Raw genomic sequence first — 20,265 nt, 5'->3', positions numbered from 1 at the left:
ACGGTGTGGGGGTGCAGAAAACCTCGAGAGTCGCCGCGATCGTGCTGGTCGGGGGTGGGTCCACGCGGATGGGTCAGCCGAAGGAGACGCTCCTGCTCGGCGGGCGCCCACTGTTGCAGGTGGTGGTGGACGCCTGCGCCGGATCACCGGTGGTGCTGGTCGGCCCCGACCGGGTGCGCGAACTGCTGGACGATGCCACCAGGGCCCGGGACGACCTGCTCGTCACCCTGGAGGACCCTCCCGGCGGCGGCCCCTGCGCCGGTCTGCAGGCGGGGGTGCGCTCGCTTCCTGCGGACGTCGAGTGGGTGCAACTGCTGAGCTGTGACCTGCCGCGCGCCGCCGAAGTGGTCGCCGCGCTGGAACCCGTGGCGGCCACCGATCCCGACGCCGATGCCGTCGTCCCGATCGATTCAGACGGCTGGGCGCAGTACCTGTGCGGCCGCTTCCGCGCCGGTGCGCTGCGGGAGGCACTGTCCGGCGAGGTGCGGGACCGGTCCGTCCGCAGCGTGTTGGGAGCCTTGTCACGCGTCGAACTGCGGCTGGACGACGACCTGTTGGCCGACGTGGACGACCCGGCTGCCGCGGCCCGCGCGGGGTTGCGTCCTCCCCGCTGAAGCCACTGGAGCCAAGCGGCGAGCTGAACGATCGTCCCGAAATCGTGTGCACACAGAGTTCACGCAGGTCTCACACAGAGGTCACCCAATGGGGTACCGGCACCCGCGAGGGTCGGAGACATGCGTACCCCCCGCCTGCTCGCGGCCAGCTTCTGCTCTGCCGCGCTCCTCGCCTCCGTGCTGCCCAGCCATGCCGTCGCCTCGGGTTCCGTGGCGCCGTCCCCCACGCCCGCCTCCGCGACGGCCGCCAAGGACACCGCGAAGGTGGTCGTTCCCACGCTGACCGCCCGCGCCCAGATCGATGCCGACCTGGTCACCTCCGGGCCTCCCTCCGGCGCGCAGGCGACTGCCGCGAACGGCCGCCAGGGCCCCTTCGACGGCCAGATCATCCCCGGCTTCTCGGGCATGCTCGACAACGGCGACGGAACCTTCTGGGGTCTGCCCGACAACGGCTTCGGCGCCAAGAACAACTCCTCGGACTTCCTGCTGCGGATGTACAAGATCCGTCCCGACTTCGAGACCGCCAGCGGCGGCACTGGCGAGGTCGCGATCCAGAAGTTCATCGAGCTGCGCGACCCCAACCACAACATCTCGTGGAAGATCGTCAACGAGTACACGAAGAAGCGCCTGCTCACCGGCGCCGACTTCGACGTCGAGTCGGTCGTGCGCGCCAAGGACGGCTCCTTCTGGATCGGTGAGGAGTTCGGCCCCTTCCTGCTCCACTTCAGCAAGGACGGCGTGCTGCTGCAGGCACCCGTCCCGATGACGCTTCCCGGCGGCACGGCCGTGAAGTCCCCGTCGAACCCGACGCTGGGCGCCAACGAGACCGCCAACCTGCGCAACTCCTCGGGCTTCGAGGCGATGGCCGGCAGCAAGAACGGCCGCTACCTCTACCCGATCCTCGAGGGCTACCTCAACGGTGACGACATGCGCCGCCGCGTGATCAGCGAGTTCGACACCCGCCTGAACCGTTACACCGGGCGCACCTGGAGCTACCAGACCGACACCGACGCCAACTACGTCGCGGACGCCTTCATGGTCTCCGGACGGACGATGTTGATCATGGAGCGGGACAACTTCTGGGGCCCGAAGGCCGTCACCAAGCGCGTCTACAAGATCAACCTCGACACCGCTGAGAAGTCGGGCTTCCTGGCCAAGGAGCTCGTCGTCGACCTGCTCAAGATCGACAACCCGGCCGGCATCGGGACGAAGACCGACCCCGGCGCCTACGGCGTCGGCACCACCTTCTCCTTCCCCTTCCAGAGCGTCGAGACGATCGTCCAGCTCAAGGACGGACGCCTGCTGACCGCCGTCGACAACAACTACCCCGGCAACGACGCCCGCCACCCGGGCGAGCCCGACAATACCGAGATCGCGATCATCGACCTTCAGAAGAAGAGGGTCGCGGCCAACCCCGCCGGCCACATCGTCTTCTCCCACCGTGGCGCCTCCGGCTACCGTCCCGAGCACACGCTGGCCGCCTACGAGCTGGCGATCCAGCAGTGCGCCGACTACATCGAGCCCGATCTGGTCTCCACCAAGGACGGGGTGCTGGTCGACCGCCACGAGAACGAGATCTCGGGGACCACGGACGTCGCCACTCGTCCGGAGTTTGCCGACCGCAAGACCACCAAGGTCATCGACGGCGCCAAGCTGACCGGCTGGTTCACCGAGGACTTCACTCTCGCCGAGCTGCGCAGCCTGCGCGCGGTGGAGCGCCTGCCGCAGCTTCGCGCAGCGAATGTCGCCTACAACGGCCTCTACCAGGTGCCCACCTTCGCCGAGGTCGTCGACTATGCGCGGCACTCGGTGAGCTGTTCCGGCAAGCCGGTCGGCGTGATCCCCGAGATCAAGCACGGCAGCTACTTCGATCGACTGGGCCTGTCGATGGAGGAGAAGACGGTCGCCACGCTGGAGGCCGCCGGCTATGGCAAGAAGAGCTCCCCCGTGGTGATCCAGAGCTTCGAGGTGGGCAACCTGCAGGAGCTCAACAAGATGACCAAGGTGCAGTTGGTGCAGCTGGTCGACTGCTCGGGCGCCCCCGCCGACTGGGTCGCCGGCGGCAGCACGAAGACCTACAAGGACATCACCACTGCTGCGGGTCTGCGCCAGGTCGCGAAGTACGCCGACTCGGTCGGGCTGTGCAAGGACGTGATGTTCCCCAAGGCGGCGGATGGGTCCATCCGCAAGCCCAGCTCGGTCATCGCGGACGCCCACGCTGCGGGCCTTGATGTCACCGGCTGGACCTTCCGTGCCGAGAACAACTTCCTGCCGACGAACCTGCGCTCCTCGGCCAACCCGGCCGAGCAGGGTGACCTCAAGCGCGAGATCAAGACCTTCCTCGCCGCAGGCATGGACAACGTGTTCAGCGACCAGCCCGACATCGCGGTGGCCGCGGTGCGCGAGTTCGCCGCCGAGCAGGCCTGATCACACAACCACCCACCCCCAGCAGCGCCACGACGCCCGTCCCCCTCAAGGGGGCGGGCGTCGCGGTGTCTTGATCCAGATCGGCTGCTGGTACCTCGGGGGATGGACCAGTCGCGCGCTCGTGGATGGTTGTGTGGGTCAGGCGATCCAGATGATGCGGCGGCCGAAGTCGCGGTAGGTGCTGCCGCTCGACGTCGTGATGGACGTGGTGGACGACGTGGTCAGGGCCGCATTCGCGGGAGCGAGGGCGACGATGGTGGACAGCGTGAGGGCGGACAGGATGGTGGCGCAGGCGCGCTGGAAGTGTGTCATGCAACGAATGTATGCCGAAAAGTGCCCTCGCGTCGGAAAATGACGGACATTTGTCCAACAATTGGCTCTCAGCGCACTCTCAAAGCTGCGGACGCACGAGCCCGGTGTCGTAGGCCAGCACCACCATCTGCACCCGGTCGCGCAAGCCCATCTTGGCCAGCACATGCCCGATGTGCGTCTTCACCGTCGCCTCCGCCAAGAAGAGGTGCCCGGCGATCTCGGAGTTCGTCATCCCTTGCCCGACGCAGGTCAGCACCTCACGCTCGCGCTCGGTCAGGGGGGTCAGCCGCTCGTCCCCGGTGCGGCGGTCCGTGCTGCCGACCGGCAGCGAGGGGACGAACCGTTCCAGCAGCCGACGCGTGGCCGACGGCGCGACCACCGCCTCCCCCGAATGGATGGCCCGGATCCCGGCCAGCAGTTCCGCGGGCCCAGCGTCCTTCAGCAGGAAGCCCGAGGCCCCGGCCTGCAAAGCCGAGAAGACGTATTCGTCCAGGTCGAAGGTGGTCAGCACCAGAACCTTGCACTCGGGGTGCTCGGCCGTGATGCGGCGCGTGGCCGCCACGCCGTCCATCACGGGCATCCGGATGTCCATCAGGGCGACGTCCGGGGCCAGTTGGGCGGCCAACTGGCAGGCCTCGTGGCCGTCTCCGGCCTCCCCGACCACGCTCATGTCGGGCTGCGCGTCCAGCACCATCCGGAATCCGGCACGGACCATGGCCTGGTCATCGGCCAGCAAGAGGTTGATCATGAAGGATTCCTATCAGTGGTGGGGATCGTGGCGACGACCCGGTAGCCGCCGCTGAATCGTGGGCCGGCCTCGAGGGTGCCGCCCCAGGCGGACATGCGCTCCCGCATGCCCACGACGCCATGGCCCTGGCCGTCGCTGCTGGTGGTACCCGCTCCGGTGTCCAGCACGTCCAGGCGCACGCCGCCGGGTGAATGCGCGAGCGTGACCTGGACCGTCGCCTCGGCTCCGGCGTGCTTCATCACATTGGTCAACGATTCCTGCACCACGCGGTACAGCGCCATCTGGGCGCCGGTGGTGAGTTCGGGATGGGCCGACGCATCACCTGTCACCGCGTAGGAGGCAGGGACACCAGCCGCCCGCACCCCCTCGACGAGCTGTTCGATCTGCTCCAGTGCCGCGGCCGGGGCCAGCGCGGTCATCTCGCCCGGCTGGCGCAGCACCCCGACCAGGCGCCGGGTGTCGCCCAAGGCCTGGCGGGCGGTCTGGTTGATCGTCTCGATGGCGGTGCGCACCTGCGCAAGCCGCGCTTCTGCGTCGCCCAGCTCGGTGGCACCGGCCAGATATCCCGCGCCATCGGACTGCACGACGATGACCGAGAGTGAGTGGGCGACGATGTCGTGCATCTCGCGGGCGATGCGGGTGCGTTCCTCCTCGGCGGCGAGCTGGCGGTCCCGTTCGCGCTCGCGGGTGAGGGCGTCGATGCGGTCGAGCTGGGCCTGCGCGTTCAGGCGGCGCTGGCGGGCCCACTGGCCCATGAACCAGCTGGCCGCGATGACGATCAGGTTGAACAAGACCCAGGCGATCGCGCGCAGGATCTTCTGGTTCAGGCCGATCGCGCCCAGCTCGGGGGCCTCGTACCAGCCCCATCGCGTACCACCGGCGACCGCGCCGACCACCGCCACCACCAGCCACAGCCGGTGCCAGCGGGGGTTCCCGTACAGCAGTACCGCGTAGATCATGATCGGGACGGCGATGTTGCTCGGCGACATCGAGTCCATGGCGAACAACTGCACGACGTGCGCCGCGACCACCACGCACATCGCCGCGTCGGCATTCGTCCGGCGGAAGACGAGCGGAGCCAGCGAACCCACCCCGATCACCACCGCAGCCCGGAGGCTCATGTCGCTGGTGCCGACCGCCATCATGATGGTCGGCAACATCGCGAGGGGCACCAGGAGCAAGGTCCAGAGCCCGTCGAGCAGCCGGAGCCGGTGAACGGCCTCGGCATCGGCGCGCAGGAGCGTTGACCTGTTGCGGGCCGACGGGGAACTCATGCCGAGAACTCTAGGCAGGCGGTTGGTGCCTGCACCTCCGCCCCGGGTATCGCCTACGGATCATCCCAGGATCTGAGGTGCACTGCTCTGCTTGGCCGAGACGTGGCTCGCTACGGCTGCGCGGTCGGAGCTCCTTGGCTTGGGCTTCCAAGCCCTCGGATCGAGTCGAGCAGATCTTCCACAGGGCCGATGCCCTCATGGCCAAGGCTGCCGGGATGGGGTTCGAGGCCCGCGGCACGACTCGACGCCGCTCGAGGTGCTTGACTTGGAAGCTCCCGAGCACAGGAGTTGTCGATGTCCCTTGCAGAGCACGCCATTTGGTGGCAGGTCTACCCGCTCGGTGCGACCGGAGCCCCCATCCGCGACCCGGGCGACGACACCGGGCACCGGCTGGGGCGTCTGGAACCCTGGCTCGACCACGTGGTCGCGCTGGGCTGCTCCGGCCTGCTGCTCGGGCCGGTATTCGAGTCGTCCTCCCATGGTTACGACACCCTCGACCACTTCCGACTCGACCGGCGGCTCGGTGACGAGGCCGACTGGGACCATTTCGTGCAGCAGTGCCGCTCGCGCGGGTTGTCGATCATGCTGGACGGCGTCTTCAATCACGTGGGTGTGCAGCATCCCTTGGTGCGGGAGGCCGTGACCGGTGGCGGCATCGTGAAGGTCCGTGACGGACGTCCGGTTGGTTGGGAGGGCCACGACTCGCTGGCCGAACTCGACCACGACGACCCCCGCACCGTCGACCTCGTCGTCGACGTGATGACGCATTGGCTGCGCCGCGGTGCAGCAGGTTGGCGGCTGGACGTCGCCTACGCCGTGCCGGCCGCCTTCTGGGCGCAAGTACTACCGCGCGTTCGGGCGGAGTTCCCGGAGGCGCTCTTCCTGGGCGAGGTCATCCACGGCGACTACCCGGCGATCGCGCAGTCGTCCACGCTGGACTCCATCACCCAGTACGAACTGTGGAAGGCGATCTGGAGCTCGATCCAGGACCGGAACCTGTGGGAGTTGGCGTGGGCGCTGCAGCGGCACGACGAGTTCTGCCGCGTCTTCGTGCCGAACACCTTCGTCGGCAACCACGACGTCGCCCGGATCGCGTCCCTGGTCGGTGACTCCGGGGCGGCGCTGGCGGCCGTCATCCTGCTCACCGTCCCCGGGATGCCGAGCATCTACTACGGGGACGAGGAGGGCTTCCGCGGGGAGAAGCTCTCGGGATACGAGGCGGACGACCAGATCCGTCCGCCCCTGCCCGACTCGCCCGCCGACCTGTCGGACATGGGGGCCTGGCTGCTGCGGCACTACCAGGCGCTGGTGGCGCTGCGTCGCCGCAATCCCTGGCTGGTGCGCGGACACCTGCACGTGGACGAGAAGACGAACACCTCGATCATCTACTCGGTGACCAGTGACGACGGACGTCATGTGCGGGTCCGGCTGGCGCTGGAACCCCAGGCCTCCGCCACCGTCGAGGTGGACGACGCGGCGGAGTTCCGCTGGCCCGAATAGGACGCGCTCAGGGCGGCCGCCACACCACCTCCGCCCGATCTCGTGCGTGATCAATTCGGTGGCGTTGCGCCACGAACCGGACGACGATTGCCGGGTGGACCAGACCAAGATCGTGGCCAGACGCGCCCTCGATGAACCCGAGCCGGTGCCGGACGGATGGCAGCTGACCAGCTTGGCCGAGATGGGCGAAGAGGACTTCGTCCGGGTCCTGCTGCGCGCCAGCGAGGGCGACCCATACGACACGTCCACGCCCGAGACTGCCGCAGAAGACTTTCGCGAGCTCGTCGAGGCCGCTGGTGACCGGTTCGAGCCTGGTGGCTGGCTCGTCGTCTCGGACGCAGAGGGTGAGATCGGCGTCGTCCTGCCCCAGGTGTTCCCGGACGACCCCACGGCGGGAACGCTGTTCTACCTGGCCGTGGTGCCGGGTCGGCGGGGGAGGGGTCTTGGACGTCAGCTGCATCGTCTCGGACTGTCCGAACTGCGCCGTCGCGGGGCGAACACCTACCTGGGGTCCACTGGCGCGAGCAATGCGCCGATGACCGCAATCTTCGCCGCCAATGGTTGCCGGGTCGCGGCGCCCACCACTCTTCGGCCCCTGCGCGCGGACGAGCAGGACCTGCTGCAGCGGGCCACCTTGGGGAACATGAACTGGTGCGGGGAACGGTTCACCATGAGCGACGTCCTGACGCGTCCCGAGTTCGCGCACTACACGCGGATCCATCCTGAGCGCGGCGACTTCGGGGTGGTTGCCGAACGGGGAGGGGTCGTCGTCGGGGTCTGCTGGGCGCAGTTGCTGCCAGCGGACGATCGTGGATATGGGTTCGTCGACGAGGCCACGCCCGAGACCAGCCTGTGGGTCGAGCCAGGCTCACGAGGCCGTGGGCATGGACGTCGACTCCTGGAGGCCCTGATTGCGTCCGCCAGAACGGCCGGGCTGCAACGGCTCAGCCTGTCGGTGGAGGGTGAGAACCACGCCCGCGGGCTCTACGAGTCACTGGGATTCGTCGCGGTCGCCGGCCGCGAGGACGACGGGGTCATGCTCCTCGAGGTGTGACGCGCATTGCCCCTGGCCGCCGATCGGGGCGCGTACCATCAGCCACCGCACACCGAAGGAGACGCACCGCTCATGACGCGATACGCATTCCACGGCTTCATCGCCGGGATGGGCACGGCCGAGGGCACGCGGCTGGTCGTCGGGCACTGGCCGGAATCACCCTTGGGCTCGTTCACCGACGTCATGGTGGAACGGGCCGATGGTCACCGGATCCTGCTGGCCCCCAGCGAGGATGTGGCTGACTTCGTCACCGCGACCTACCACTTCGACGAGCACGTCCTCACGCCCGTCACGTGCGCCGTCGACGCGCCCCTCGAGGGCTCTTCCCAGCTGTGGTGCGTCGAGGCCGGGCCGCTCCGGCTGACGTTCGCGTCCGGCAGCCGCACCGCGCTGGGACGCTTGCTCGCCGCGATCCCCCGACAGGTCGCCACCGCGCCCGCCTTCTGTCGGCTCACCGACCTCCCGGCGCGTGTCGTGGGACTGCGCACGGCAGGCACCGCCGGCAATGGCCGACGTGAGTTCTACGGCGCCCGGGACGTGCGCGAGATCACCTCGCTCGAGGCCACCTGGGAGGGTGAGGACCTGGGTGCCTTGCGCCGGGTGAGTCCGCCCGTGCGGTTCGGGTTCGGCTCGACCCCTACGCGTCCGAGTGTCACGACCGTGACGACCACGGTGGACGAGCCGGCGGGCCCGCCCACGACCAACGGGCCGTTGCGAGTTCGTTGAGTGCACCGCGTCGGAGGCGCATCTGCCCCTGGGGGGACTGATTCCTGGCCGGAGGGACCCCTCGACAGGCTCGGGGATCGTGTGAGGGGCGGCTCGGGGATCGTGTGAGGGGCGGCTCGGGGATCGTTTGGGGCATGGCTCGGGGAGCGTTTGCTCAGGACTCGAAAAGCGTCTCGCCGACGTAGCCCTGGTCCCCGACGCCGGGGGGCACCGCCCACAGGCCGGAGCCGGTGTGGCGCAGGTACTCGTTGAGCCGGTCGTTCTTTGCGAGGCGGTTCTGCACCGGGATGTAGTGCGTCCGCGGGTCGCAGACATAGGCCAGGAAGAACAGGCCCGCGTCCAGGCGTCCGAGCGCGTCGTTGCCGTCCACATAGTTGTAGCCGCGGCGCAGCATCTGTGCTCCGTCATTGGCGGAGGGGTGCGCGAGCGCCATGTGGGAGCGGACGTCGATCATCGGCGCACCGCCACGACCCTCGAGGGCGAAGTCGGGAGCGGTGAACTCCTCGCCACCAGACAGCGGGGCGCCCGCGGGCTTCGTCCGTCCGAAGATGGTTTCCTGCTCCGACAAGGATGCTCGGTCCCAGGTCTCCATCAGCATGTGGATCCGTCGCGCCACCAGGTAGCTGCCGCCGGCCAGCCAGTCGGCGGCCGGGTCGGCGCCCTGCTTCACCCACAGGTGCTCGGCGAGCAGGTCCGGCGACTCGAGCTTGAGGTTGTTGGTGCCGTCCTTGAAACCGAACAGGTTGCGCGGGGTGTCCTGGGTGGTCGAGGTGGACGAGGTGCGGCCGAAGCCCAGCTGTGACCAGCGGATGTGCGCGCGGCCGAAGGCGATCCGGGTCAGGTTGCGGATCGCGTGCACCGCCACCTGCGGGTCGTCCGCGCAGGCCTGGATACACAGGTCGCCACCGGTGCGGGAGGCGTCGAGCAGGTCACCGGGGAAGTGCGGCAGGTCCTCCAATGCCTCGGGTTTGTTGTTCGCCAGCCCATAACGGTCCTTGCCGTTGGCGGTGAACAGCCCCGGACCGAAACCGAAGGTGATGGTCAGCCCGGCCGTCGACAGCCCGACCGCCTCGCCCGTGTCCGACGGCGGCGCCTCGTACTGCTCCGGGCGTCCCTCGCCGACCTGCTTGCCCTGGGTCATCAGCCGGGCCGCGGCCGTCCAGTCCTTGAGCAGCTGGACGACCTGTCCGCGCTCGCCGGCGTCCAGGTCGAGGGACGCGAAGTGCAGCCGGTCCTGTGCCGGGGTGACGATGCCGGCCTGATGCTCGCCGGTGAAGGAGTAGCTGGCTGCCGCCTGTTGGTCGTCGTCCCCGCCGGCGCTGGCCCGGCCCGCGAGGACGCCGGTGCCCAGCGCGGCGGCACCAGCCGCCGCGCCGCCCAGCACTCCCCGCCGCGAAACCATCAGATGACCGCCGCGGTGAGCCGCGACAAGGGCTCCGACAGGGCGTTCACGCCGGACGCCAGGGCCTTGACCTGGGCCGCGGTGAGCTTGTCGTAGCCGACGAAACCATCACCGGACTTGTGGGCATCGAGCAGCTTCTGGACGGCCGCGAACTGCGTCGCCAGCTCTGTGTCGAGCTCCGGGTTGCGCAGCTTGAGGATCGGGCGCAGTCCCTCCCAGGCGACCTTCGCGCCGTCGAGGTTGCCCTGGAAGTCGACCAGGTCGGTGCGGCTCCAGTACTCCTCCTCGCCGGTCACCTTGCCGGAGGCCACCTCGTCCAGCAGCGTCTTGGCGCCGTTGGCGATCTGGTCGACGGTGAAGGTCAGCTTCTGGGTGCGCTCGGCCAGCGTCTTCGTGTCCGCGACCAGCTTGTCGGCCATCGCCGCACGCTCCGCGGTCGTCATCGCGGTGTAGTTCGTGGCGCGGGCCGGCCACAGGTCCTTCTCGATCCGGTGCCAGCCGGTCCAGGTCTCGCCCGGCTCGAGATCGGCCTCACGCGCGTCCAGGATCGGGTCCAGGTCACCGAAGCTCTCGGCCACGGGCTCGATCCGCTCCCAGTGCAGACGGGTGGGGGCATAGGCAGCGCGGGCCTCGTCGTCCTTGCCCGCCTTGTAGAGCGCCGCGAAGGCCTCGGTCTTGGTCACCAGCGAGGCGACCTGGTCTTTCACATAGCTCTGGTACTGGGTGTTCGCGGTGTCGACCAGGGCCTGGGTGTCAGCGTCCACGCTCGGGGTGATACCGGAGTCGGTGACCGTGAACTGGTTGCGGATGCCGTCGCCCACCATGCCCGGCTTGCAGGCGGTGAAGTAGGTGCCCGGCTGGGCGGTCAGCACGAGGTCGCGGGTCAGGCCGGGGCCGATGTTCTCGACCTCGCCGATGATCCGCAACCCGTCCTCGGCCAGCAGGTAGAACTCGTTCACCTTGGACGAGGAGTTGGTGACGCTGAAGCTGATCACGCCCGACGGCGCCTCGGCGGCGTTCACCGCGCACTCGGTGTCGGTGGCCTTGACGGTCAACGCGCCCGAGCTGCCCTGCGCGGCGGCGTTGTTGTCGGTGCATCCGGCCAGCGCGCCCAACGCCAAGGTGGCGCCGAGGACGGGAGCGAGGGTGCGACGAATCATGAGAGGACTCCTTGCGTGGAACGGTTCTCGGCCGGCAGCGGAGCCGGCTTCGGGGTGGTGGCTGGGGCGGACGGACGGTGCGTGCGACGCCAGAACAGGGGCAGGACGATGCCGACATAGGCGACCCAGGCGATGCTCTCGGCCCAGGTCGGGTTCGGGGTGAAGTTGAAGATGCCCTTCATCACGCTGGCGAAGACCGAGGTCGGCGGCACCTGCGCGGAGATGTCAAAGGCGGTCGCGCCGAGGCCGGGGACGATGCCAGCCTCCTGCAGGTCGTGGACGCCGTAGGCGAGCACCCCGCCGGCGACCAGCACCAGGAAGGCGCCCGTCCAGGTGAAGAACAGCGAGAGATTGATCTTGACCACGCCGCGGTACAGGGCGACGCCGATCGCGACGGCGGTGGCCAGCCCGAGCAGCGCGCCGACCAGCGGGGTGGTGGAACCCTCGGCCTGCTTCGTGGCGGCCCACAGGAACAGGGCGGTCTCAAGGCCCTCGCGTCCGACCGACAGGGCGGCGATCACGGCCACGGACGCGGGGTTGGTGGCGGCGTCCAGGGCCGAGCGCAGGTTCGTGGAGATGGTCCGCGCGGCGGTCGCCATCCAGAAGACCATCCAGGTGACCAGGCCCACGGCAAGGATGCTCAGCGTCCCGCCGATGATCTCCTGGGCCTGGAAGGTGAGGCCCTTGGGCCCATAGGTGAGCAGCGCGCCGAAGCCGACGGAGACGAGGACGGCAGCCGCGACGCCGGCCCAGATCGGGGCCAGCAGGTTTCGTCGTCCGCCCTTGACGACGTAGGCGATCAGGATCGTGACCACCAGCGAGGCCTCGAGTCCCTCGCGCAGGCCGATCAAGAAATTCGCAAGCATCTCGTCTCCTATTTTGTAAGGCCAGCCTAACCTACTCACATGGCGCGGGGCTGCGCCACCTCGTCCGGTGTTCGAGAGACATGGTGGCGACCGATCGGGAGCACGATCGGCTTGCCGCTCACCGGGTCGGGGATGACCTGGCTGGCCAGCCCGAAGACCTCCTCGACCAGTTCCGGGCTGAGGACGTCGGCAGGGCTCCCGACGGCGGCGATCTCGCCGGTACGCATCGCCACGATCGTGTCTGCGTAACGAGCGGCCAGGTTGAGGTCGTGCAGCACCATCACGACGGTGGTCCCGCGCTCTCGGTTCAGGTCGCTGACCAGGTCGAGCACGTCGACCTGGTGGCGCAGGTCGAGGAAGGTGGTGGGTTCGTCGAGCAGGAGCAGGTCGGTCTGCTGCGCCAGCGCCATCGCGATCCAGACCCGCTGGCGCTGTCCGCCGGAGAGTTCGTCCACCGCGCGGTCGGCCAGTTCCGCGGTGTCGGTGAGCTTGAGCGCCCGGGCGACGGCCAGGTCGTCGTCGCTCGTCCACCGGGTGAAGATGCCCTGGTGGGGGCTGCGACCGCGGGCCACGAGGTCGGCGACGGTGATGCCCTCGGGCGCGGTGGGTGACTGCGGCAGCAGCCCCAGCACCCGCGCGACGTGCTTGGTGGGCAGGGTCGCGATGTCCTGCCCGTCCAGCAGCACGTGGCCGTGGGAGGGGGTGAGCATCCGCGACAGGGCACGCAGCAGGGTCGACTTGCCGCAGGCATTGGCGCCCACGATGACGGTGATGCGTCCGGCGTCGACCTCGAGGTCGAGGCCGGGGACGATGATCCGGTCGCCGTAGCCGAGGCGGACGCCGTCCGCGCGCAGGCTGTGCTGGGTGGTCACAGGCTTCCTCCCTGTCGGTTGGTCCTGACGAGCAGGTGGATGAGGTAGGGCGCGCCGAGCACGCCGGTGACGACGCCGACCGGCAGCCGGGAGCCGAAGGCGTACTGGGCGGCCAGGTCTGACAGCAGCACCAGCAGCGATCCGACCAGGGCGGCGGCCGGGAGCACCGGGCCGCAGGGGCCGACGATGCGCGAGGCGATCGGGCCGGCCAGGAAGGCGACGAAGGCGATCGGCCCGGCGGCCGCGGTCGCGAAGGCGACCAGGGTGACGGCGGCGAGGATGGTGACCAACCGCGTGCGTTCAACCCGGATGCCGAGGCCGTGCGCCAGGTCGTCCCCCAGCCGCATCCGGTCCAGCGAACGAGACTGTCCGAGCAGCACCCCGCCCAGCACCAGCAGCGCGACGCCGAGTGGCAGGATCTGCGTCCAGCTGGCGGCGTTCAGGCTGCCGGAGAGCCAGCGCATCGCCCCTTGGAGGTCCCAGATGGATGCGCGTGAGGTGAACCAGGTGGTCAGCGCATGCAGCATCGCCGAGATGCCGATGCCGATCAGGATCAGCCGGGTGCCGACCAGCCCGTCCTTCAAGGCCAGCAGGTAGATCGCGGTGGCGGTGGCCAGCCCGGCGACGATCGCGACCAACGGGACGACCGAGGGGTCGAGGTGCAGCGCGGTGAGGGAGAAGACCGCGGCGGCGCTGGCGCCAGACGTGATGCCGATGATGTCGGGGGAGGCCAGCGGATTGCGCAGCATGGTCTGGAAGACACAGCCGCCCATCCCGAAGGCGGCGCCGGTGAGTAGGCCGAGGGCGACGCGCGGCATCCGCAGCTCGCCGACGGTGAAGGAGGCTCCGGGAACGGTGCCGCCGAGCCCGAGCTGCGAGAGCACGACCCGCCAGACGGCCGAGGGTCCATAGACGGTGTGGCCCAGCATCAGCCCGGCCGCGACCGCGGCGACGCTGGCCAGGGCCAGCAGCCCGAGACGAGCCGACTGGCTGCGGGTGCGGCGTGTGCGGGCGGCGCGGATCCGGTGGGCCAGTTCCTGTTCGGGGAGCGCCTGTTCGGGGAGAGCCTGGTCGGAGAGCGCCTGTTCGGTGCCTGCGGTGGTGTTGCTCACAGGGCACGCGCCCGCTGCCGACGCACGATGGCGATGAAGATGGGGGCACCCAGCAGGGCGGTGATGATGCCGACGTCGATCTCGTCGGGACGGGCGACGACCCGTCCGAGGATGTCGGAGGCGACCAGCAGCGCGGCGCCGACGGCCAGCGAGAAGGGCAACAGCCAGCGGTGGTCGGGGCCCACCAGCAGGCGGCAGGCGTGCGGGACGACGAGCCCGACGAAACCGATCGGGCCGGCCAGCGCGGTCGCCGCGCCGCACAGCAGCACGCTGCCCAGGGCGGCCAGGGCGCGGGTGCGGGCGACCTTCTCACCCAGCCCCGCTGCCAGATCGTCCCCGAGCGCCAGCGAGTTCAGCCCGCGAGCACTCAGCAGGCACAGCACGGCGCCGACGATCAGGAAGGGCAGCACCTGCACCAGGCTTTCGGTGGACGCACCGCCGACCCCGCCGATCTGCCAGAACCGGTAGTCGTTGAGCGATTCCAGACGGGGGAGCATCACCGCGCTGGTGAGTGAACTGAGTGCTGCGGAGATGGCGGCACCCGCCAGAGCGAGCTTGAGCGGCGTCGCGCCGCCACGTCCGGCCGAGCCGATCTGGTAGACGAACACTGCGGTGACTGCCGCGCCGACAACGGCTACCCAGGTGATGGCGACCGGGGACGAGATGCCGACGAAGGCCATCGTGGCGACGACGGCCAGCGATGCGCCGGCGGTGACTCCGAGCAGGCCCGGGTCGGCCAGCGGGTTTCGGGTGATGCCCTGCATGACCGCCCCCGACAGGCCCAGCGAGGCGCCGACCACCAGGGCCAGCAGGGTCCGCGGGATCCGGCGGTGCACGGCGGTCTGGGCGATGGTGTCGTCGTGGCCGCGCAGGGCCGCAATGACGTCACCCAGTGCGATCTCGCGGGCGCCGAAGACCACCGAGGCCAGGCACAACGCGACGATGACGACCGCCACCACGATCAGGGCGGTCGTCCGTCGTCGGTCGTGGTGGCTCATGCCACCTTCTTGGCGGCTGCCGACAGCAGCGCCAGGTACTCGTCCAGAGTGGAGTCGATGGCGAGCGGGCTCGGGTTGGAGGAGGCCGCGAGCGCGGTGTCGTTGCCGAGCATCGCAACGGCGCCGGCCTTGAGCGCGGGAACCCGGGCGAGCAGCTTGTCCGACTGCCAGGTCTTGAGGGTGGCGGCGTCGCCATAGCCGATGATCAGGTCGACGTCGTCGAGCTGGTCGCCCTGCTCGGCGCTGATGGTCTGGTAGAAGACCGTCTGGTCGTCCGATCCCTTCTTGACGGCGGCCGGCATGGTGAAGCCGAGCTGGTCGTAGAGGAAGGCCGCGCGGGGGTCGTGGTTGGTGTAATAGCCGATCTTGGACATGTCCGTGGAGTCGATGTACGCGAACATCGCGGTCAGGCCCTTGAGGTCGGCGTGGTCGGCCAGCTTGGTGGCGATCGTCTCGTTGAGCGTCTTGGCCAGCGCCTCGGCGTCGGCGGCGCGGCCCATGCCCTGCCCGTCGAGGGAGATCATCTCGTCCAGGGTGGTGGTCCAGGCGACCTTGGGGTAGGCGATGGTCGGCGCGATCTTGCTGAGCTTCTCGTACTCCTCCGCGGTCAGGCCGGAGTAGGCGGCCAGAATCACGTCGGGGGTGGTGTCGGCGACGGCCTCCAGGTCGACCCCGTCGGTCTCGTCGAACAGGACGGGCGTGGCGGCGCCCAGTTCGGTGAGCTTGCTCTTGACCCAGGGCAGCATCCCGTCGCCGTCGGTGTCACCGAAGGTGGCCTTGGACATGCCGACGGGGACGACGCCCAGCGCCAGGGGGACCTCGTGGTTCGCCCAGCCGACGGTGGCGATCCGCTCGGGTGCCTTCTCGATGGTGGTGGTACCGAGGGCGTGGGTGATGGTGATCGGGTAGCTGGCAGCACTCGTCGACGTGCCTGCGGTGCTGGCGCTGCTCGCGTCCTCGGAGGCCCCGCAGGCGCTCAGGGCGGTGACGGACGCGGTGGCAAGGGCGGACATCAGCAGGGTGCGACGGGTGGTCATGCGGTCTCCTGGGAAGGCTCGGTCGTGCAGGTTGGGCGAATTTGGCAAGCAGAAGGTTACCAAACTCACTAAGGCAAGCCTTACCTTAAGGTCATCTGGTGGGCTGGCGCACATCGGCCAGGATGTGCCAGGCCAGCGCGGCGACGGCCAGCAGTCCCAGCACGCCCAGCGGCCACCACGCACCCCCGGGCACCAGGCCGCCAAACAGCAATCCCCCTGCCAGCAAGGTTCCGGCGGCGACCAGCCAGCCGAGTTCCACCAGCACGTCCCGAGCGACGGCCCGCAGTCCGGCGCTTTCGACCACGGAATGGGAGGGCCCGGTGTCGGCCAGCCGGACCAACCGGTGCGTGGCCCAGACCAGTGCCACGACGGTCAGGAGCTGCGCCACAGGCATCGAGTGCACGAGCACCCAGAAGCCGACCAGCCCACCCCAGACGGGCAGTGCAGCCGATCCGGGGGCAGCAGCCAGCGCCAGGCCCGAGGCCAATACGGCAAGGGCCAGCAGCCGGGCCACATCCGGCCCGGGTGCCGCGACCATCCCCGCGAGGACGAGGGACGCGGCCACGATGCCCACACGGGCGAGGCGGTGCGCCAGCGACATGCGCGCCAGCATGCTGAGCAGTTGGCCGATGAACTCCGAGACGTCACCCATGGCTCACCGCCTCGCCAGCCGGGGACGCCCGGACTGCTCCATTGCGAGCAGCACCCCGGCCAGGCTGGTGGGCCCGCGCCAGCTGGTCACCGGAACGCCGTGCCGGGCCAGGCCGTCCAGCACGTCGTCCCGGAACAGCCGCCGGAGCTCCCAGGCCTGGACGAGGCGGCGGGTCTCGGCGTCGCGACGCTGACCGGGCACCGTCGAAGCGATGTGCTCGGGCAGGGTGTCGATGACCACCACCTCACATCCCATCGACCGCAGGCGCCCGATCTCGGTCAGCACCTCGTCGTCCAGCAGGGGAGTGCAGACGAAGCAGAGGGTGCCGGGAGGCTGCACCGGGGTCCGCCGCAGCGGGCGCCGGCCATCCAGCGGGCCGCGCGCTGCGCAGGAGACCAGCTCGGTGAAGACCATGGCCTGCCGAGGTCCGGAGCGCGCGGGGAGGTCACCGATCCGCCAGCCCAGGTCGTGCACGCCCACCCGGTCGCCGAAGCCGAGGTAGTGGTCGGCCAGCGCGGTGGCAGCCCGCATCCCGACGTCCAGCGATGACTCGGGCTCCGGGCCCACCTCTTGGGCGGGGTTCAGGGTGTCCAGCACGACCAGCACGTCGGTGTCGCGCTCGGTGCGGGACTCGACGACGTGCAAGTCATCCCCCTCCGACCGTGCGCTCAGGCGCCAGACCACGCGCCGCATTCGGTCTCCGGGGCGGTACTCCCGCACGTCCGCGATCTCGGTCCCCTCACCGCGGACCGACGACACGTGCGCCCCGTTCAGCCCCACCGGGGCGTTCACGCCCGAGCCGCCCACCATTCGGGAGGCCTTCGGGCGCACCCGCAGCGGGATCTTCTCCGGTGGCAGGGTCGCGCGCCACAGCCCGGACTGGTCCTCGACGCTGGCGACCACCGGGCCGAGCAGGTGACGCCCCCACTGGCGCGGCTCAACCTCGATCTGGGGAGCGAGTCCGGTGGCCGATCCCGAGGCCGGACGGGTTTCCTCAAGTGCTGCGGGGGTCCAGGCGAGGGATGAGATCGTGGCCGAGGCGCCGGTCACCCGGACGCCGACCGTGACGGCCTGTCCCTCCTGCAATTCGGTGGCTGACTGCGTGATGGCAGCGCTCCCGGTGCAGCGTCCTCGCACCCACAGACCACGGACGGCGGGGACGGCGAAGGCCAACGCCAGTGCCAACAGCTGTGGCCGGGCCAGCACGATGCCCACCAGCGCGAACGCGGACGCGAGCGCGACCGAAGCGACCAGCGCCGGGGTGGGGCGCCAGTCGAGGGTGCGGGGTCGCACGGTGGTCCGCATCGGGGTGCTGGTCATCGGTACGGCTCGGGCTCAGCGGCGGGCGTCGGGGACGGGGACGCTCGCAAGTGCGGCGCGGACCACCTGGGCGGGGGTCTCGTCGCCCAGCCACAACTCGGGCCGGAGGGTGATTCGGTGCGCCAGTGCGGGGACGGCGAGTTCCTTGAGGTCTTCGGGGACGACGTGGTCGCGTCCCCGCAGCAGGGCCACCGCGCGACCGCAGGTGACCAGCGCCAGTGACCCGCGCGGGGATGCTCCGACCAGCGCTGACTGGTGCTCGCGGGTGGCACGCACCAGGTCGACGGCGTACTGCTGGATTGCCTCCGACACGTACACGGTCTCGACGCTGGCTTGCAGTGCGAGCAACCGCTCGGCGTCCAGCACGGTCTCCACGGATTGTTCGGCCTGCCGACGCTCGACGCGTCGGCGCACCATCTCCACCTCGTCCGCGTGCTCCGGCAACCCGAAGGCCAGGCGCAGCAGGAATCGGTCGAGCTGGGCCTCGGGCAACCGGTAGGTGCCCTCGTGCTCGATGGGGTTGGCGGTGGCGATGACGTGGAAGGGGCGCGGCAGCGCGAACGTTTGTCCCTCGACGCTCACCTGCCCCTCCTGCATCGCCTCCAGCAGCGCGGCCTGGGTCTTGGGCGGGGTGCGGTTGATCTCGTCGGCCAGCAGCAGGCCGGTGAAGACCGGACCCTCGCGGAAGGTGAACTCGCCCGTGCTGCGGTTGTAGACGAAGCTGCCGGTCAGGTCGCTGGGCAGCAGGTCGGGGGTGAACTGGGCGCGGGTGAACTTCAGGCCGATCGCCTGGGCCAGCGACCGGGCGGCCAAGGTCTTGCCCAAACCGGGCAGGTCCTCGACCAGCACGTGTCCACCGGCGAGCACGGCCGCGAGCACGAGTTCCATCTGCGCGCGCCGTCCCACGAGTGCGCCGTCGACTGCATCGAGCACCCGTTGGGCCAGCCCAGCCGCCTCGGCGGCCGAGTACACCTGGGTCTGGGGGTGGTGGGTCACAGGTCCTCGATTCTGCGCGTCACGGCGCTGAGTTGGTCCGAGTTGAGGCGTCGCCGCGTGGTCAGCAGCTTCCACGTCTGGTCGCCGAGCAGTTCCGGCCCGCGTGCCAAGGGGGTGGCGGGGTCGGCGCCGTGATGTTCGACCAGGCGGCGGCCGGTCTCGGCGAGCAGCCGGGTGCGGAGTACGTCCGAGCCGTGTGACTCCAACCCTGCCGCCTGCACCTCATGCGACAACCGTCGCACCAAGGGGTCGATGCCGAACCATCGCTGCGCGCCTGGCCGGGTCGGCGGCGGCCACTCGACGCGCTGGCCGGCGGGCAAGAGGTCCCAGACCCAGCGGAGCAGCAACCCTGCGAGCGCCACGGCAACCAGCCATGGCCACCGGACTGCCACGCCCAACAGCCACAGCACCAACCATCCCACGCCCAGCCCACCCAGCCAGGCGGCCATCGCATGACGGGTGCTCATGAGGTGCCCAAACTGGACCGCAGCCGACACAGACACGCCAGCGCGCGCTCCCGGTCGTCCGTCGTCGGGGCCGTGGACGCGTACACCGAGCGCCGGTAGACCTCGGCCAACTCGACCAGGTCGGTTCGCTCCACCGGCGTGTGCTGCAGAACGTCGACGCAGTACTCGCTCGTGCTCTGCCAGGGCTGGCGCTCGGCGCCAGATGCGGCGGCCAGGTCTTCCAGCCGTCGCCAGGCCTCGGTGATCGCGCCGGAGAAGTCGTCCGCGCTCGTCACCTGTTCGTGGGCACGCTCGAGTTCGTCCGCCATCCCCACCAGGTCGATCGGACCCTGCGCGACGCGCGCCTCCGCCTCGGACTCGACCTCGCGGTCGAGCACGACATCGCGGACGATCCGGCGCACCAGCCAGAAGACGGCGGCCAGCAGTACGAGCAGCAGGAGCCCGCCGAGCACCCTCGTCACCCAAGGGTTCGCCGGTGCGACGTCGGGCGGCAGCCAGGGGGTGGGGACTGCGGGCGGCTGGGCCGTGGGGCTCTGGTCGGCCGTTGCGGTGGCCCGGGGCATCTTGGGCAGATGGGGCTGGCCGGTGGTCGAGAGGGCTCCCAGCGGGTGGCTCGCGGCCAGCGCGGACAGCACGACGGCGCAGGCGGCCAGCAGCACCACCAACCGGCGCGTCCTCACGTCCATGCGTTCCCCCTTGCCGCAGCCGCATCCTCGAGCGTGCTCGCA

20 protein-coding genes are annotated in these 20,265 nt (G+C 69.9%); 5 read left to right on the top strand and 15 right to left on the bottom strand.

What is annotated here, in order from left to right; translation table 11 throughout:
- Window positions 1-11 precede the first annotated feature (11 nt).
- Window positions 12-614 carry a molybdenum cofactor guanylyltransferase gene (mobA, locus tag ABD089_RS01375; RefSeq protein ID WP_343884372.1) on the top strand — a complete coding sequence of 201 codons (603 nt, stop codon included), beginning with the start codon at window positions 12-14 and terminating at the stop codon, window positions 612-614.
- 120 nt (window positions 615-734) lie between these two features.
- Complete coding sequence (locus ABD089_RS01370) at window positions 735-3,041, top strand: esterase-like activity of phytase family protein (RefSeq protein WP_343884371.1); 2,307 nt, start codon at window positions 735-737, stop codon at window positions 3,039-3,041.
- A 138-nt stretch (window positions 3,042-3,179) separates the two neighbouring features.
- Here the strand turns inward: ABD089_RS01370 and ABD089_RS01365 are convergent, their stop codons facing one another.
- The 3 genes from ABD089_RS01365 to ABD089_RS01355 form a co-directional block, all read right to left on the bottom strand.
- Window positions 3,180-3,353 (bottom strand): hypothetical protein, encoded by a 174-nt coding sequence (locus tag ABD089_RS01365; RefSeq protein WP_343884370.1) that lies wholly within the window; start codon window positions 3,351-3,353, stop codon window positions 3,180-3,182.
- Between the two features lie 79 nt (window positions 3,354-3,432).
- Window positions 3,433-4,101 (bottom strand): response regulator transcription factor, encoded by a 669-nt coding sequence (locus ABD089_RS01360; RefSeq protein WP_343884369.1) that lies wholly within the window; start codon window positions 4,099-4,101, stop codon window positions 3,433-3,435.
- Window positions 4,098-5,375: a sensor histidine kinase gene (locus ABD089_RS01355; RefSeq protein ID WP_343884368.1), complete on the bottom strand. Its 1,278-nt coding sequence runs from the start codon at window positions 5,373-5,375 to the stop codon at window positions 4,098-4,100. Before ABD089_RS01355 ends, ABD089_RS01360 begins: the two co-directional genes overlap by 4 nt.
- Window positions 5,376-5,669: 294 nt before the next feature.
- On the opposite strand from ABD089_RS01355, the gene ABD089_RS01350 reads away from it, so the two are divergent.
- The 3 genes from ABD089_RS01350 (at window position 5,670) to ABD089_RS01340 (ending at window position 8,655) form a co-directional block, all read left to right on the top strand.
- Window positions 5,670-6,875: an alpha-amylase family protein gene (locus ABD089_RS01350; protein WP_343884367.1), complete on the top strand. Its 1,206-nt coding sequence runs from the start codon at window positions 5,670-5,672 to the stop codon at window positions 6,873-6,875.
- A gap of 94 nt (window positions 6,876-6,969) precedes the next feature.
- Window positions 6,970-7,929 carry a GNAT family N-acetyltransferase gene (locus ABD089_RS01345; protein WP_343884366.1) on the top strand — a complete coding sequence of 320 codons (960 nt, stop codon included), beginning with the start codon at window positions 6,970-6,972 and terminating at the stop codon, window positions 7,927-7,929.
- A 72-nt stretch (window positions 7,930-8,001) separates the two neighbouring features.
- Window positions 8,002-8,655: a hypothetical protein gene (locus tag ABD089_RS01340; RefSeq protein ID WP_343884365.1), complete on the top strand. Its 654-nt coding sequence runs from the start codon at window positions 8,002-8,004 to the stop codon at window positions 8,653-8,655.
- Window positions 8,656-8,809: 154 nt separating this feature from the next.
- On the opposite strand, the gene efeB is transcribed toward ABD089_RS01340, so the two are convergent.
- From efeB to ABD089_RS01280, 12 genes are all read right to left on the bottom strand, one after another.
- Window positions 8,810-10,057: an iron uptake transporter deferrochelatase/peroxidase subunit gene (gene efeB, locus ABD089_RS01335; protein ID WP_343884364.1), complete on the bottom strand. Its 1,248-nt coding sequence runs from the start codon at window positions 10,055-10,057 to the stop codon at window positions 8,810-8,812.
- Complete coding sequence (gene efeO / locus ABD089_RS01330; RefSeq protein WP_343884363.1) at window positions 10,057-11,217, bottom strand: iron uptake system protein EfeO; 1,161 nt, start codon at window positions 11,215-11,217, stop codon at window positions 10,057-10,059. Before efeO ends, efeB begins: the two co-directional genes overlap by 1 nt.
- Window positions 11,214-12,083, bottom strand: coding sequence for an iron uptake transporter permease EfeU (efeU, locus tag ABD089_RS01325; RefSeq protein WP_343884362.1), 870 nt, complete (start codon window positions 12,081-12,083; stop codon window positions 11,214-11,216). Before efeU ends, efeO begins: the two co-directional genes overlap by 4 nt.
- 35 nt (window positions 12,084-12,118) lie before the next feature.
- A complete protein-coding gene (locus ABD089_RS01320) occupies window positions 12,119-12,955 on the bottom strand; it encodes an ABC transporter ATP-binding protein (RefSeq protein WP_343884361.1) in 837 nt (278 codons plus the stop codon).
- On the bottom strand, window positions 12,952-14,067 hold the full coding sequence (locus tag ABD089_RS01315; RefSeq protein ID WP_343884360.1) for a FecCD family ABC transporter permease: 1,116 nt from the start codon (window positions 14,065-14,067) through the stop codon (window positions 12,952-12,954). The genes ABD089_RS01320 and ABD089_RS01315 overlap by 4 nt, the downstream gene beginning before the upstream one ends.
- A complete protein-coding gene (locus ABD089_RS01310; protein ID WP_343884359.1) occupies window positions 14,064-15,065 on the bottom strand; it encodes a FecCD family ABC transporter permease in 1,002 nt (333 codons plus the stop codon). The genes ABD089_RS01315 and ABD089_RS01310 overlap by 4 nt, the downstream gene beginning before the upstream one ends.
- Window positions 15,062-16,102 (bottom strand): ABC transporter substrate-binding protein, encoded by a 1,041-nt coding sequence (locus tag ABD089_RS01305; protein ID WP_343884358.1) that lies wholly within the window; start codon window positions 16,100-16,102, stop codon window positions 15,062-15,064. Before ABD089_RS01305 ends, ABD089_RS01310 begins: the two co-directional genes overlap by 4 nt.
- A gap of 91 nt (window positions 16,103-16,193) precedes the next feature.
- Complete coding sequence (locus ABD089_RS01300; protein ID WP_343884357.1) at window positions 16,194-16,754, bottom strand: hypothetical protein; 561 nt, start codon at window positions 16,752-16,754, stop codon at window positions 16,194-16,196.
- A gap of 3 nt (window positions 16,755-16,757) precedes the next feature.
- Window positions 16,758-18,074 carry a DUF58 domain-containing protein gene (locus ABD089_RS01295; protein WP_343884356.1) on the bottom strand — a complete coding sequence of 439 codons (1,317 nt, stop codon included), beginning with the start codon at window positions 18,072-18,074 and terminating at the stop codon, window positions 16,758-16,760.
- 15 nt (window positions 18,075-18,089) lie between these two features.
- Complete coding sequence (locus tag ABD089_RS01290; RefSeq protein WP_343884355.1) at window positions 18,090-19,070, bottom strand: AAA family ATPase; 981 nt, start codon at window positions 19,068-19,070, stop codon at window positions 18,090-18,092.
- Entirely contained in the window at window positions 19,067-19,537 is a 471-nt protein-coding gene (locus tag ABD089_RS01285; RefSeq protein WP_343884354.1) for a hypothetical protein, read from the bottom strand. The genes ABD089_RS01290 and ABD089_RS01285 overlap by 4 nt, the downstream gene beginning before the upstream one ends.
- Complete coding sequence (locus ABD089_RS01280; protein ID WP_343884353.1) at window positions 19,534-20,223, bottom strand: DUF4129 domain-containing protein; 690 nt, start codon at window positions 20,221-20,223, stop codon at window positions 19,534-19,536. Before ABD089_RS01280 ends, ABD089_RS01285 begins: the two co-directional genes overlap by 4 nt.
- Window positions 20,224-20,265: the final 42 nt, after the last annotated feature.

It is taken from the genome of Luteococcus sanguinis, from assembly GCF_039527675.1.
GTDB classification, from domain to species: domain Bacteria; phylum Actinomycetota; class Actinomycetes; order Propionibacteriales; family Propionibacteriaceae; genus Luteococcus; species Luteococcus sanguinis.
The sequence above is the reverse complement of the archived record's forward strand: the minus strand, read 5'-3'. Positions and strand labels throughout refer to the sequence as shown.

Coding starts and splice junctions, on each gene's coding strand:
- ABD089_RS01370 (WP_343884371.1), top strand. CDS start 735: ATGCGTACCCCCCGCCTGCTCGCGGCCAGCTTCTGCTCTGCCGCGCTC.
- ABD089_RS01365 (WP_343884370.1), bottom strand. CDS start 3,353: ATGACACACTTCCAGCGCGCCTGCGCCACCATCCTGTCCGCCCTCACG.
- ABD089_RS01360 (WP_343884369.1), bottom strand. CDS start 4,101: ATGATCAACCTCTTGCTGGCCGATGACCAGGCCATGGTCCGTGCCGGA.
- ABD089_RS01355 (WP_343884368.1), bottom strand. CDS start 5,375: ATGAGTTCCCCGTCGGCCCGCAACAGGTCAACGCTCCTGCGCGCCGAT.
- ABD089_RS01350 (WP_343884367.1), top strand. CDS start 5,670: ATGTCCCTTGCAGAGCACGCCATTTGGTGGCAGGTCTACCCGCTCGGT.
- ABD089_RS01340 (WP_343884365.1), top strand. CDS start 8,002: ATGACGCGATACGCATTCCACGGCTTCATCGCCGGGATGGGCACGGCC.
- efeB (WP_343884364.1), bottom strand. CDS start 10,057: ATGGTTTCGCGGCGGGGAGTGCTGGGCGGCGCGGCGGCTGGTGCCGCC.
- efeO (WP_343884363.1), bottom strand. CDS start 11,217: ATGATTCGTCGCACCCTCGCTCCCGTCCTCGGCGCCACCTTGGCGTTG.
- efeU (WP_343884362.1), bottom strand. CDS start 12,083: ATGCTTGCGAATTTCTTGATCGGCCTGCGCGAGGGACTCGAGGCCTCG.
- ABD089_RS01310 (WP_343884359.1), bottom strand. CDS start 15,065: ATGAGCCACCACGACCGACGACGGACGACCGCCCTGATCGTGGTGGCG.
- ABD089_RS01305 (WP_343884358.1), bottom strand. CDS start 16,102: ATGACCACCCGTCGCACCCTGCTGATGTCCGCCCTTGCCACCGCGTCC.
- ABD089_RS01300 (WP_343884357.1), bottom strand. CDS start 16,754: ATGGGTGACGTCTCGGAGTTCATCGGCCAACTGCTCAGCATGCTGGCG.
- ABD089_RS01295 (WP_343884356.1), bottom strand. CDS start 18,074: ATGACCAGCACCCCGATGCGGACCACCGTGCGACCCCGCACCCTCGAC.
- ABD089_RS01285 (WP_343884354.1), bottom strand. CDS start 19,537: ATGAGCACCCGTCATGCGATGGCCGCCTGGCTGGGTGGGCTGGGCGTG.
- ABD089_RS01280 (WP_343884353.1), bottom strand. CDS start 20,223: ATGGACGTGAGGACGCGCCGGTTGGTGGTGCTGCTGGCCGCCTGCGCC.